Raw genomic sequence first — 12,130 nt, 5'->3', positions numbered from 1 at the left:
GGGTCGTTGCGCCCGAAGCGGGCGCAACGACCCAATGCCAACCACCAAAAAAATAAAAATTTACCAGGAACTGCGAAGCATTATGGCTGATACGCACAAACAAGGAACACCCGCCGCCCCCCAGGAAAAAGTTTTTGGGGAAGGTGGGGGTCTGGGGGAGGAAACCCCGGGCCACGCGGCCCGCCGCAAAGGGGAAACCCTGGCTACGGGCGCTCAAGCCGGTGTTCCAACCGCCATCAACACCATTGCCATGGTCGGGGCCAGGGGCGGCATGGGCAAGCTCATTGCGGCCAGGAGTCGGGCGGTTGGCATTGAGGTGCGCGAACTGGGCCGGCCGCTGACCGAGGCGGACATTCGGGCGGCAGTGGCCGGGGCCGAGTTGGTGCTGGTGTCCGTGCCGGTCTATGCCACGGCCGAGGTGACGGGCCTGCTTGCCCCGCATATGGCCGCACCGCAAATTTTAGCCGACGTCGGGTCGGTCAAGACCCTGCCCGTTGCCGCCATGGTCGAGGGCTACTCCGGGCCAGTGGTCGGCACCCATCCGCTTTTTGGCCCCGAGCCGGCGGCCGATGACGGGTTGCGCGTGGCGGTCATGGACGGCCGGCCCGGAGAGGACGCCTGGGCGACCGGGCTTGTGGCGGACTGGTGCCGCCGGGTGGGCTTTGCCCCCTTTGCCTCCACGGCCGAGGAGCATGACCGGGCCGCGGCCTATGTCCAGGGTCTTAATTTCGTCACCACCGTGGCCTATCTGGCTTCCCAGTCGGCCGACAGCGGGGTGCAGAAATACCTGACGCCGTCGTTCACCCGGCGGCTGGTGTCGGCGGAAAAGCTCATTACCAAGGATGCGGCCCTGTTTACCGCCCTGTTCGAGGCCAATCCGTACAGCCATGAAATGATTCGCAATTACCGGAATTTCCTGAACATCGCCGCTGGCGGCGACATCGACCTGCTGGTGCGCCGGGCCGAAGCCTGGTGGACCGCCAAGACGGAACAAAAGGACAACCCATGAGTGCGATCACGCTTCGCCAGGAAGGGACGTGGCTGCCGGCCGACGTCCAGACGCCCATCAGTCTGTTTCTGGGACTCGTCGGCGAACGGCCCGGCGTTCTGCTCGAAAGCGCCGAGGTGGACGGCCGGCTTGGCCGCTACAGCCTCATTGCCTGGGATTTCCGGCTGCGGCTTCGCCTCAAGGACGGCAAGCTCGACGTCAGCGCCCGCGACCCGCGCCTTGCGGCGCTGGAAGCCTACACCGGACACGACTTTGTCGAGGGCATGCGCGGCATCCTGGCCGACATGAAGATTCTGGCCCCGCAGGGCTTTGCCGATGTGCCGCCCATCACCCGGTCCCTGGTCGGCTATTTCGGCTACGGCGTGGCCGGCATCTTCGAGCCCAAGCTGGCCGCGGTGCTGCCGCCAAACGAGGCCGAGTTCTGTCTGGTCCTGCCCGGCCGGGTGGTCCTTTTCGACCACGTCAAGCACCGCTGCCTGCACCTCTCCCTTGATGAGGGCAAAAAAGCCAAGATCGAATACGCCAACATCTTCGCGCCCATGGACCGGCCGGTCATCGGCAAGGTGGTCAACACCCCGGACGCCGAGGGCTACATGGAGGCGGTCGCCAAATGCAAGGAGATGATCCGGGCCGGCGAGTGCATCCAGACCGTGCTCTCCACCCAGTTCAGCGCGCCCTTCTCCGGCGACCCGTTCGTGGTCTACCGCCGGCTGCGACAGGTAAACCCCTCGCCCTACATGTTTTTCATGCGCCTGCCGCGGGTGACGCTCCTCGGTTCGTCGCCGGAGTTGCTCATCCGCTGCCGCGACGGCGAACTGACCACCTGCCCCATCGCCGGCACGCGCCACCGCAGTGCCGACCCGGTCGAGGACGACCGTCTGGCCGAAGAGCTCCTGGCCGACCCCAAGGAGCGGGCCGAGCATGTCATGCTGGTCGATCTTGGCCGCAACGATCTCGGCCGCATGGCCGAGCGCGGCACGGTCAAGGTCGAGAAGTTCATGTCCGTGGAGCGCTTTTCCCATGTCATGCACATCGTCTCCTACGTGACGGCCACGCTTAAAAAGGGCCTCGACGCCCTGGACGTGCTCAAATGCGCCTTCCCGGCCGGCACGCTTTCGGGCGCGCCCAAGGTCCGGGCCATGGAGATGATTGCCGAGCTGGAACACGGGCTGCCGCGCGGGCCGTATGCCGGCTGCATCGGCTGGATCGGCCTGGACGAGGGCCATGTGAACCTGGACACGGGCATCACCATCCGCAGCATGTGGATTCGCGACGGCATGGCTTCCTGGCAGGCCGGGGCCGGCATCGTTTTTGATTCCGATCCGGCCAAGGAATGGGTGGAGTGTCAAAACAAGGCCCGGGTCATTGCCGAAGTGCTGGCTGCCAAGGAGGAAGGCGATGTTTTTACTTATTGATAACTTCGATTCGTTCACCTTCAACGTCGTCCAGGCCTTCCAGCAGCTCGGGCACGATCCCATCGTCCTTAAAAACGACGATCCGCAGATTTTGGAGTTGGCCGCATCGGGCACGCTGGAGAAGGTTTGCATTTCCCCCGGCCCGAGCAACCCGACCAATGCCGGATTGTGCCTCAAATTTCTGGAGCTTTTGCCCGTGACCATCCCGGTCTTTGGCGTGTGCCTGGGGCATCAGATCCTGGGACACTTTGCCGGCGCGCCAGTAGTCGTTGCCGACCGCATCATGCACGGCAAGACGTCTGACGTGTACCACCGCGAGACCGGCCTTTTCGAGGGCCTGCCCAACCCCATGGAGTGCTGCCGCTACCATTCGCTCATCGTCCAAGCCTCCAAGGCCCCGGAGATGCTCGAAATCACCGCCTGGACCGAGCAAAACGAAGTCATGGGCATGCGCTACCGCGATCGGCCCTGGGTCGGCGTGCAATTTCACCCGGAGTCGGTCTTCACCCCCGACGGCATGAAGCTGATCGCCAATTTTCCGGATAAGATTTCGTAAGGACGCCCATTTTGAACACCATCCCCGCCCTTATCGCCAAAGCGGAAGCCAGCCTGCGCGCCGCGCGGCTGCTGGCCAGCGAAAGGCACTTCGATTTCGCCGTGGGCCGGGTCCATGCCGTCATGCATTACGTGGCCGAAGCCTTCCTCATACGCCATGGCTACGCCGTGACCGATCCGGGCAGCGTGGCCTCGGCCTTTGCCCTGCACCTGACCGCCTCCGGCTATCTGCCGGATGCCTTTAATCGCTTCTTAAACGAAGCCGGCCGGCTGCGAAACCGCGCCGAATACGAAACCGATACCGGCATAACCGCCGAAGACGTGGCCGAGCAGATCGACCGGGCCAAGGCCTTCCTCTACCTCGCCCGGGAAGAACTCTCCGACACGCCCAAATAACACCCGCACGCCCGTCCGAAAGGAGTCGCATCGTGGAAAAGCACGTTGAATGCCTCGAACTCTTAGCCATCGGCAAAGACCTGCCCAAGGACCTGGCCGCCTACGCCTTCCGGGCCATGTACACCGGCGAGATGCCGGCCTCGTGCGTGGGCGCATTCCTCATGGGCCTTAAAACCAAGGGCGAGGCGGCCGTGGAAATCGCGGCCGGCGTCACCACCGCCCTGGAACAGGCCAAGCTCGTGACCGGCCTGACCGGCCCGCGCATCGACACCTGCGGCACCGGCGGCGACAACACCTGCTCGTTTAACTGCTCCACCGCCGTGGCCCTCTATCTTGCCGCCATGGGCCACAAGGTGGTCAAGCACGGCAACCGGGCCGTATCGAGCGCCTGCGGCAGCGCCGATGCCGTGGAATCCCTCGGCTTTCCCCTCGTCGTCGAACCCGACGCCGTGGCCTCCGAGCTGGACAAACACAATTTCGTGTTTCTCTTCGCCCCCAACTACCACCCGGCGTTCAAACGCATCGGACCCATCCGCAAGGAACTCGGGGCGCGCACGCTCTTTAACCTCATGGGACCACTTCTTAACCCCGCCCGGCCCACGCACCAGATTTTAGGCGTGCCCACCTCGCGCCACGTCCCGCTCATGGCCGAAGTGCTGGCGCTGACCGGCCTTTCCTGCGGCGCAGTCGTCCACGGAGCCGGCGGCTTTGACGAGCTGACCCCGTTCGGACCGGCCGACGTGTGCTGGGTGAAAGACGGCTGGCTCAAAAAGGAACGCATCGATCCGGTGACGCTTGGCATAGCCGAAGGCCGGCTCGGCGATGTGGTGGTGTCCGGGCGCGACGAGGCCGTGGCTGTCCTTAAAAACGTGCTGGCCGGCCAGGGCACCCAGGCCATGCTGGATATGGTGGCGCTCAACCTCGGCTGCGCCCTGCATCTGCTTGAAGGCGACCTCACCCTCAAACAAGGCGTGGCCAAGGCCCGCGACGCCATTGCCCAGGGCGCGGCAGCTGCGTTTTTCAAGGACGTTTTCCATGCTTGAGAAGTTCCGGGCCGCCAAGGCGGCCGAGATTCGCCGCCTCAAGGAACTTGAGGCGGCCCAGCGCCTGCCCGCGCCCTACACGGGCAAACGGCCGTCCTTTTCCGACGCCCTGATCGCCCACGCGCCCATGGCTGTGATTGCCGAATACAAGCGGGCCTCCCCGTCCATGGGCGACATCAACCTGGGCCTGTCCCCGGCCGAGGTCGCAACCCTCTACGCCGCCTCGGGCGCTGCCGCCATCTCGGTCCTCACCGAAGAGACGTATTTCAAAGGTTCGCTTGGCTATCTGGAAACGATCAGCCAATGCGGCCTGCCCCTGCTACGAAAAGACTTCCTGCTCCACCCGCTGCAGGTGATCGAGACCGCCGCCACCAAGGCCTCGGCCCTGCTGCTCATCGTGCGCATGGTCACCGACGAGGAACTCGGCGACCTGCTGCGCCTGACCTACGACGCGGGCCTGGAAGCCGTGGTCGAGGTCTTTGACGCCGTGGACCTGGAGCGGGCCGAAGCGGCCGGGGCGCACATCATCCAGGTCAACAACCGCGACCTGGACACCCTCAAGACGGACTTTGCCGTGGCCCGCACCCTGGCTCCGAAAAAACGGGCCGGCCGCCTCTGGATCGCCGCCAGCGGCATCAAGACCCGGGCCGACGTGGACGCCATGGCCGAGCTCGGCTTCGACGCCGTGCTGGTCGGTACCTCCATCATGTCCGAGGCCGATCCCGGCGCGGCCCTGGCCGCCCTGGCCGGCCAAACCGGCCCAAAAGGAGCGTCCGCATCATGAACGCCCGGCTCGTCAAAGTCTGCGGCATGACCCGCCCCGAAGACGTCACCGGCTGCACCGAGGCCGGGGCCGATCTCCTCGGCTTCATCTTCGCCGCCAAAAGCCCGCGCCGCCTGACGCCGGGACAAGCCGCCGCCCTGCCCCGGACTGCGGCCAAACGCGTCGGCGTCTTTGTCGAACACACACTCGCCGAAGTGCTCTCGATCATGGACGAAGCCGGCCTGGATCTGGCCCAGCTCCACGGCGGCCAGGACCCGGACTTCTGCCGGGCCGTGGGGCCGGACCGGGTCATCCGGGCCTTTTGGCCCCAAAAGCACCCTGATCTGGCCAGCCTCGCCGCCGCCATGGCCCCCTTTGCCGGCGCGGTCCGCTTTGCCCTGCTCGACGCCGGCACCTCCGGCGGCGGCCACGGCAAATCGCTTGATTTCGCAACGCTCGCCGAACTCTCCCCGCCCATGCCTTGGCTGCTCGCCGGGGGCCTTGGGCCGGACAACGTGGCCGAGGCCGTGCGCATCGCCCAGCCCCACGGCGTGGACCTCAATTCCGGCGTCGAGTCGTCGCCGGGCCTCAAAGACCTCGCCAAAGTCCGGAGGTCCCTTTGGGCCGTGAAAGGTGAATGAGAAAGGCAGAATCGGGGCTTTGCCCCGAACCCCACCGGGGGGATGATCCCCCCGGACCCCCCGCCTGGGGTAGCGGCTCCGGCCGCGTGTGACGACTGAAGCCACGGTGCATAACGCGCCACCCCGTTAAAAGTTTTTGGGAAGGGGTCTGGGGAAACCTTTTTTTCAAAAAAGGTTTCCCCAGCCGCCGGAGGCACGCCTCATCATGAAAAAAGGATATTACGGCGATTTTGGGGGACAGTTCGTGCCCGAACTGCTCATGCCGCCCCTGTTGGAGCTGGAAGAGGCCATGCGCACCATTGTGCCGAGCGCGTCTTTTCAAAGCGAATTGAAAGCGCTGCTGGCCGACTATGTCGGCCGGCCGTCGCCGCTGTACCGCTGCCCCAATCTGTCGCAAGAGTTGGGCTTTGATCTGTGGCTCAAGCGCGAGGATTTGAACCATACCGGCGCGCACAAGATCAACAACACCATGGGCCAGGGACTTTTAACCAAGTACATGGGCAAGAAGGTGCTGTTGGCCGAGACCGGGGCCGGCCAGCACGGCGTGGCCACGGCCACGGCAGCGGCCATGCTTGGCCTTGACTGCATCGTCTACATGGGAGCCGAGGACGTGGTGCGCCAGTCGCACAATGTGCGGCGCATGAAGCTCCTTGGGGCCGAGGTCGTACCCATCGAGTCCGGCACCAAGACGCTCAAGGACGCCATCAACGCGGCGCTGCGCTATTGGATTGCCGAGCAGAACACCACCCATTACTGCTTTGGCACGGCCGCCGGGCCGCATCCGTTTCCGCTCCTGGTGCGCGAGTTCCAGGCGATTATATCCTTGGAAGCCCGGGCCCAGTGCCTGGACAAGATGGGCCGGTTGCCGGACTACGTGGTGGCTTGTGTGGGCGGCGGCTCCAACGCCATCGGCATGTTCCACCATTTCGTGCCCGATGCCTCGGTCAAATTGATCGGCGTCGAGGCCGGCGGCACGGGCGAACCGGGCTGCTACCACAGCGCCCCCATAAGCCTCGGCACGCCCGGAGTGCTCCACGGCATGCGCACCATGCTGCTGCAAACCACCGAGGGGCAAATCCAGCCGTCGCATTCCGTGTCCGCCGGCCTGGACTATCCCGGCGTCGGACCGGAACACGCCGCTCTCGGCGCGTCCGGCCGGGTGCGCTACGACGTGGCCGTTGACCGGCAGGCCCTGGCCGCTTTCGAGGCCCTTTGCCGGCGCGAAGGCATCATCCCGGCCCTGGAAAGCTGCCATGCCGTGGCCTGGGCACTGAACCCGGCCTCGGACATCCCCAAGGGATCGCAGGTGGTGGTGTGCCTGTCCGGGCGCGGCGACAAGGACCTCGACATCATCGAGTCCTTTGAAAACACGATGGGAGGCGCGAAATGAGCCAGTCTCTTCTGACCACCCGCATGATGGAGGCGCTCTCGGCCGGGCGCAAGGCGCTCATTCCCTTCCTGCCGGGCGGTTTTCCGGACAAGGAGCGGTTTTTCGACGAACTGGCCGCGCTCGATGCCGGCGGGGCCGACATCATCGAGATCGGCGTGCCCTTTTCCGATCCCGTGGCCGACGGCCCGGTGGTGGAGCAGGCATCCCTCGATTGCCTGTTAAACGGCACCTGCCTGTCCTGGCTGCTCCACGAACTGGAGAAGCGCAAAGGCCAGTACCGGGCCGGGCTGGTGCTCATGGGCTACTACAACCCGTTTTTGCAATACGGCCTGGACCAACTGGCCGAGGACGCCGCTGCCGCCGGGGTGTCCGGATTTATCGTGCCCGACGTGCCGCTGGAGGAATCCGGCCCTTTGCGCGCGGCGCTTGACAAGCACAACCTGGACCTGATCCCGCTGGTCGGGCTCAACACCTCCGAGGAACGGCTGGCCGCCTATGCCAAAGACGCGCGCGGCTACGTCTACTTCGTCTCGGTGCTCGGCACCACCGGAATGCGCGAATCCCTGCCAACCGAGATCAAGGAACGCCTGACCGCCGTGCGCCGGCTCTTCAAGGTGCCCGTGGCCCTGGGCTTTGGCATCAAATCCCCGGACCAGCTGACCGCTTTCGGCGACCTCGTCGACGGCGTGGTCTTCGGCTCGGCCCTGATCGCCCACATCAAGGCCGGCGGCACCGCCGCCGAATTCATGCTCCGCTGGCGCGTCTAGCCGCACCTGATACGGGCGACCGCCTGATCCTGCCGCGTCCCTGATCCTTCACGGACGCGGCCCGGGCAGGCGGTCCAAGGCTCCCGGCCGGCAGCGACCCGGCCGGGCAGCCTCCCTGTCGCGGGAAGCCGCCATGATCAGCCAAACCTACCTCGCCTATTGTATTGCCCTGGCCGCCAGCATGTTCACTCCTGGCCCGGCCACGCTGCAGGCCATGACCCTTGGCATGCGCCACGGCTCCCGGCCCGTGGCTGCCGCAGCCCTTGGCAATGTGTGTTCCACCCTCGTCCAGGTGCCGGCCGTGCTCTTCGGGCTGTCGCTCCTGGCCGGCCAACCGCTCGTGCTGCGGCTGGCCGGGTATGCCGGGGCGGCCTATCTCCTGTGGCTCGGGCTTCGGTTGTGGCGGGCTCCGGCCCGGCTGGATCTGCCGGGAAAGGTCGTTGACACGGCCCGCCTGGGCAGCCTCTTTGGCCAGGGCCTGCTCGTGGCGGCGGTCAATCCCAAGGCCTGGGGCTTTTTGTCGGCCATGCTGCCGCGCTTTGCCGCCGGAGGGATGCCCGACGTTGCCGGGGTGGCGCTGCTGGCCGGGCCGGTCTGCCTGCTGGGCTTTGGGGCCATGATGGCCTACGCCGTATTCGGGGCCTGGCTCACCCGCCTTCTGGCCTCGCCGGTCGCCCTGCGGTTGGTCTTTCGATGCATGGCCGGAGCGCTTTGGGCGTGTTGCGCCTTTTTCGCTGCCGGATAATTCCCCTGGCCCGGCGTTTGGGGTATGGTCGCAAGCAACTTGCAAGGACGTGCCATGCCCCAATGCGCCAAAATACTCGTCGTCGATGACGACCCGGCCGTGCTCGACGCCCTGCGCCGCAGCCTGGGCCGCTGTTACGACCTGGAAACGGCCCTTGGTCCCGAACAGGGGCTGGCCGCCCTGGCCGACAATGGGCCGTTTGCCGTCATCATCTCCGATCTGCGGATGCCGGGCCTGTCCGGGGTGGAATTTCTGCGCCGGGCCAAGGCCCTCGCCCCGGAGGCGGTCGCCCTCATGCTCACCGGCCATGGCGACCTGGACGCGGCCATGGAGGCCATTAACGAGGGGCACATCTTCCGCTTCCTGACCAAGCCCTGCCCGCCCCCCATCTTAAGCCGCTCCCTGGACGCGGCGCTCACCCAGTACCGGCTGGCCGCCGCCGACCGGGACCTGTTGCGGGTGACGCTTGAAAACGCCCGGCTCAAGGACGATGTCGAGCGCATCATGCGCCACGACCTCAAGACGCCGCTGACCACCATCATCAGCCTGCCGCAAGTGCTGCGTCTGGCCGAAAACCTCGACGACGACCAGCGCGACATGCTCTCGCTCATCGAGGACGCCGGCTACACCGTGCTGGCCATGGTCAACCTGTCCACGGCGCTTTTCAAGATGGAGCGCGACCAATACGTGCTGGACCCGGTCGCCGTCGATCTCGTGCCCATCGTGGCCAAAATCTTTGCCGCCCATGCCGATACGGCCGAGAACCACGGGTTGGCCCTGGAGCTGGCCGTTGGCGGCCGGCCGGCTGCCCCCGGGAAGCCGTTTCTTGTGCGCGGGGAGGAATTGCTGTGCTATTCCATGCTGGCCAATCTGCTGGCCAATGCCGTGGAGGCCTCGCCCGACGGCGGGCGGGTGGCGGTGGATATGCGCCAGGCTGGCGACATGGCAAGCATTGCCATCGCCAACCAGGGGGCTGTGCCGCCCAGTGTCCGGGACCGGTTTTTCGAGAAATACGCCACAGCCGGCAAGACCAAAGGCACGGGCCTTGGCACCTATTCGGCCCGGCGCATCGCCCTGGCCCACGGCGGGGACATCGCCATGGCCACAAGCGAGGCCGGGGGCACGGTCGTGACGGTCAGCCTGCCGCGAGCTTTATGAGCGTCGGGCTGTGCGAACAGACGTCCTGCAGTTTTTTCTGCAGGGTATTGGGCGAAAACGGCTTGACCACATAGTCGGTCACCCCGGTCTGCATGGCCGCCAGCACGTGTTCGGTATTGGCCTCGGCCGTGACCATGATCACCGGCAGTTTGGCAAAGGCCTCGCTGTTGCGGATACGCTCCAGAAGCGACAACCCGGACAGGCGCGGCATGTTCCAGTCGAGCAGCACGAGGTCGACCCTGGTGTTGTTGATATGCTTCCAGGCCGCGTCCCCGTCTTCGGCGAACTGGATGTCTTTAAGGCCCAGCTGGCGCAGGATGTAGGCAATGGTCTTGCGCATGGGCTGCTGGTCGTCCACCACGAGGATGGCCATATGCTTGGGGATGCTCACGGGCCGCCTCCTTGACTCTCAGGCCGGGAGGTTAGCCCGGCGGCCGGAAAAATTCCATGTCCAAATGCGATGCTGCCGGCCTGGCGCAGCCAGATGCCCAAGGCCGCAACGCACCACCGGCTGCCTGACGCGGCCAACTCTTTGAGCGGGATGTGACATATCCACGTGCAATAGAGTATTTCCCAGACGTTTCGTTGACAAAGCCCCCAAGATCTTCCCCTGCTGCCTTTTTCATGAATAGGTATTGGGATCGTAACGGCCACGCGTCGCAGCGTCCGCATCATCCCCTCATCCTCCTGGACTCCTCGGAAAAGCTGAGGCCAGGGGCAGCATGTTGAGACTTTGGAGGTATTTTGTGCGTCGTATCATCGTAGCCCTTGTTGTTCTCGGCTTCCTGACGTCAACCGCTTACGCCAAACAGTATAAAGTTGGTATGATCCACTGGATCGCCTTTTCACCGCTCAACGTGGCTGAGGCCAAGGGCCTGTGGAAAGACCAGGGCCTTGATGTGGAGGTCGTCAATTTCGGCTCCAACCAGGAACTCAACGCCGCCCTGGAAAACAAGCGCATCGACATCGCCCTCGATATGCTCGGCTCCTGGGTGGGGCTCACCCTGGGCGGCACGCCCATCGCCATTTTGGGCGAGACGGACTGGTCCAACGGCGGCGACAAGATCATTGCCAAAAAGGGCCTGGACATGGCCGCATTCAAAGGCCAGACCGTCGGCATCTATTTAAATCAGCCGTCGGTGACCTTTTTCCTCAACAGATTCCTGGCCGCCAATGGCTTACAGCTTGCCGATGTCAAAACCGTCGAAGTCGAGCCCGAGGCCATGGCCGACAACTTTATCGCCGGCAAGATGCCCCTGACCGTCAACTATGATCCCCAGGCGCTGCGCGCCATCAAGGAAGGCGACGGCACGGTGGTGGCGACCAGCGCCACCTATCCCGGCGTCATCCCCGAGGGATTTGCGGCCCGTGCGGACACCCTGGCGGATCTCCCCCCCGCTGACCTGACCAAATTCTTCGCCGGCTGGACCAAGGCTGTGGCCTGGACCAAGGAACCCGCCAACTGGGCAGAGTATGCCACCATCCTCAACACCAAGACCTTCGAGGGAGAAAAACCCTATTCCGAAGCGGAACTCAAGGAAATGCTCGCCGCCGTGTCCATCCATGACAAAGCGACGCAGCTTGAGCGCAACACCGTCGGCCTCAAGGCGTATATGGCGGAGTTGCACGCCTTCCTCAAAGACAACAACCTGCTGCGAACAGATTTCAACCCCGATGCCATCCTTCAAAACACCGTGCTGATCGAGTCGCTCAAGCAATAAGCGACCAGACCCGGCGCGCCGGAACCCCTCCGGCGCGCCAAACCGAGCGTCTTTTCCCAAGGGAGTTCTGCCGTGCAGCAAAAGTATCTTCCCCTTGTTACCAGACTCGGCATTATTTACGCCGTATTGGCCGTGGCCTTTGTTGCCCAGGCGGCCCTGTCCTACTCCAACGGGCAAAGGCTCAAAGCCGTCTATCAAAGCCAGATTCAGGCCGCTCGGGGCTTAAGCGACCTCGCCCAGGATCTCTACGCCCTGCGGCTCAAGGTTTTTCAATATCTGGGGACAAGCAAGCCGACTGAAATGGACGCCATAAAAACCGAAGTCGCCGCTCTTTCCTCCGCTATCGCCAAACGGCTCCAATCCGACACCCTCGGGGAATTGTCGCCGCTTTTTGCAACAGCCCGGGCGCAATACGACAGCATCCTCAAGGCACACAGGGATTTCAAGACCAAGCAGGCCTACCAGACGATCTATGGCGACTCCCAGGCTGCCTTCGAGGAGTCCAAGACCCGCATCACCGAACTTTC

At 64.5% G+C, this 12,130-nt stretch carries 13 protein-coding genes; 12 read left to right on the top strand and 1 reads right to left on the bottom strand.

The features are described 5' to 3' along the window. The first annotated feature begins 82 nt into the window (after positions 1–82). The 11 genes from DVDV_RS11500 to DVDV_RS11450 all read left to right on the top strand — a co-directional run bounded on the left by DVDV_RS11500 (position 83) and on the right by DVDV_RS11450 (position 9,882). Positions 83–1,009, top strand: a complete 927-nt coding sequence (locus DVDV_RS11500) for a prephenate dehydrogenase (protein ID WP_075354811.1) — start codon at positions 83–85, stop codon at positions 1,007–1,009. Then, positions 1,006–2,424: an anthranilate synthase component I family protein gene (locus DVDV_RS11495; RefSeq protein ID WP_075354810.1), complete on the top strand. Its 1,419-nt coding sequence runs from the start codon at positions 1,006–1,008 to the stop codon at positions 2,422–2,424. The genes DVDV_RS11500 and DVDV_RS11495 overlap by 4 nt, the downstream gene beginning before the upstream one ends. Next, entirely contained in the window at positions 2,408–2,980 is a 573-nt protein-coding gene (locus DVDV_RS11490) for an aminodeoxychorismate/anthranilate synthase component II (protein ID WP_075354809.1), read from the top strand. Before DVDV_RS11495 ends, DVDV_RS11490 begins: the two co-directional genes overlap by 17 nt. Before the next feature lie 11 nt (positions 2,981–2,991). Next, positions 2,992–3,375: a HEPN domain-containing protein gene (locus DVDV_RS11485; RefSeq protein WP_075354808.1), complete on the top strand. Its 384-nt coding sequence runs from the start codon at positions 2,992–2,994 to the stop codon at positions 3,373–3,375. Between the two features lie 32 nt (positions 3,376–3,407). Continuing rightward, on the top strand, positions 3,408–4,418 hold the full coding sequence (gene trpD, locus DVDV_RS11480) for an anthranilate phosphoribosyltransferase (protein WP_075354807.1): 1,011 nt from the start codon (positions 3,408–3,410) through the stop codon (positions 4,416–4,418). After that, positions 4,411–5,202: an indole-3-glycerol-phosphate synthase gene (locus DVDV_RS11475; RefSeq protein WP_075354806.1), complete on the top strand. Its 792-nt coding sequence runs from the start codon at positions 4,411–4,413 to the stop codon at positions 5,200–5,202. The genes trpD and DVDV_RS11475 overlap by 8 nt, the downstream gene beginning before the upstream one ends. After that, the gene (locus DVDV_RS11470; protein ID WP_075354805.1) at positions 5,199–5,822 is read left to right on the top strand and encodes a phosphoribosylanthranilate isomerase; all 624 of its coding nucleotides are present in this window, start codon (positions 5,199–5,201) and stop codon (positions 5,820–5,822) included. Before DVDV_RS11475 ends, DVDV_RS11470 begins: the two co-directional genes overlap by 4 nt. 205 nt (positions 5,823–6,027) lie before the next feature. Then, complete coding sequence (gene trpB / locus DVDV_RS11465) at positions 6,028–7,212, top strand: tryptophan synthase subunit beta (RefSeq protein WP_075354804.1); 1,185 nt, start codon at positions 6,028–6,030, stop codon at positions 7,210–7,212. Next, entirely contained in the window at positions 7,209–7,979 is a 771-nt protein-coding gene (gene trpA / locus DVDV_RS11460; RefSeq protein WP_075354803.1) for a tryptophan synthase subunit alpha, read from the top strand. Before trpB ends, trpA begins: the two co-directional genes overlap by 4 nt. A gap of 133 nt (positions 7,980–8,112) precedes the next feature. Further along, positions 8,113–8,724 carry a LysE family translocator gene (locus tag DVDV_RS11455; RefSeq protein ID WP_075354802.1) on the top strand — a complete coding sequence of 204 codons (612 nt, stop codon included), beginning with the start codon at positions 8,113–8,115 and terminating at the stop codon, positions 8,722–8,724. Between the two features lie 54 nt (positions 8,725–8,778). Next, on the top strand, positions 8,779–9,882 hold the full coding sequence (locus DVDV_RS11450) for a hybrid sensor histidine kinase/response regulator (RefSeq protein ID WP_075354801.1): 1,104 nt from the start codon (positions 8,779–8,781) through the stop codon (positions 9,880–9,882). On the opposite strand, the gene DVDV_RS11445 is transcribed toward DVDV_RS11450, so the two are convergent. Continuing rightward, positions 9,860–10,273, bottom strand: a complete 414-nt coding sequence (locus DVDV_RS11445; protein ID WP_075354800.1) for a response regulator — start codon at positions 10,271–10,273, stop codon at positions 9,860–9,862. The genes DVDV_RS11450 and DVDV_RS11445 overlap by 23 nt on opposite strands. Positions 10,274–10,628: 355 nt before the next feature. On the opposite strand from DVDV_RS11445, the gene DVDV_RS11440 reads away from it, so the two are divergent. Beyond that, on the top strand, positions 10,629–11,603 hold the full coding sequence (locus tag DVDV_RS11440; protein WP_075354799.1) for an ABC transporter substrate-binding protein: 975 nt from the start codon (positions 10,629–10,631) through the stop codon (positions 11,601–11,603). Positions 11,604–12,130 lie beyond the last annotated feature (527 nt).

The organism is Desulfovibrio sp. DV (genome assembly GCF_001936595.1).
GTDB lineage: Bacteria > Desulfobacterota > Desulfovibrionia > Desulfovibrionales > Desulfovibrionaceae > Solidesulfovibrio.
The sequence above is the reverse complement of the archived record's forward strand: the minus strand, read 5'-3'. Positions and strand labels throughout refer to the sequence as shown.

Coding starts and splice junctions, on each gene's coding strand:
- DVDV_RS11470 (WP_075354805.1), top strand. CDS start 5,199: ATGAACGCCCGGCTCGTCAAAGTCTGCGGCATGACCCGCCCCGAAGAC.
- trpB (WP_075354804.1), top strand. CDS start 6,028: ATGAAAAAAGGATATTACGGCGATTTTGGGGGACAGTTCGTGCCCGAA.
- DVDV_RS11490 (WP_075354809.1), top strand. CDS start 2,408: ATGTTTTTACTTATTGATAACTTCGATTCGTTCACCTTCAACGTCGTC.
- DVDV_RS11455 (WP_075354802.1), top strand. CDS start 8,113: ATGATCAGCCAAACCTACCTCGCCTATTGTATTGCCCTGGCCGCCAGC.
- DVDV_RS11495 (WP_075354810.1), top strand. CDS start 1,006: ATGAGTGCGATCACGCTTCGCCAGGAAGGGACGTGGCTGCCGGCCGAC.
- DVDV_RS11475 (WP_075354806.1), top strand. CDS start 4,411: ATGCTTGAGAAGTTCCGGGCCGCCAAGGCGGCCGAGATTCGCCGCCTC.
- trpA (WP_075354803.1), top strand. CDS start 7,209: ATGAGCCAGTCTCTTCTGACCACCCGCATGATGGAGGCGCTCTCGGCC.
- DVDV_RS11450 (WP_075354801.1), top strand. CDS start 8,779: ATGCCCCAATGCGCCAAAATACTCGTCGTCGATGACGACCCGGCCGTG.
- DVDV_RS11500 (WP_075354811.1), top strand. CDS start 83: ATGGCTGATACGCACAAACAAGGAACACCCGCCGCCCCCCAGGAAAAA.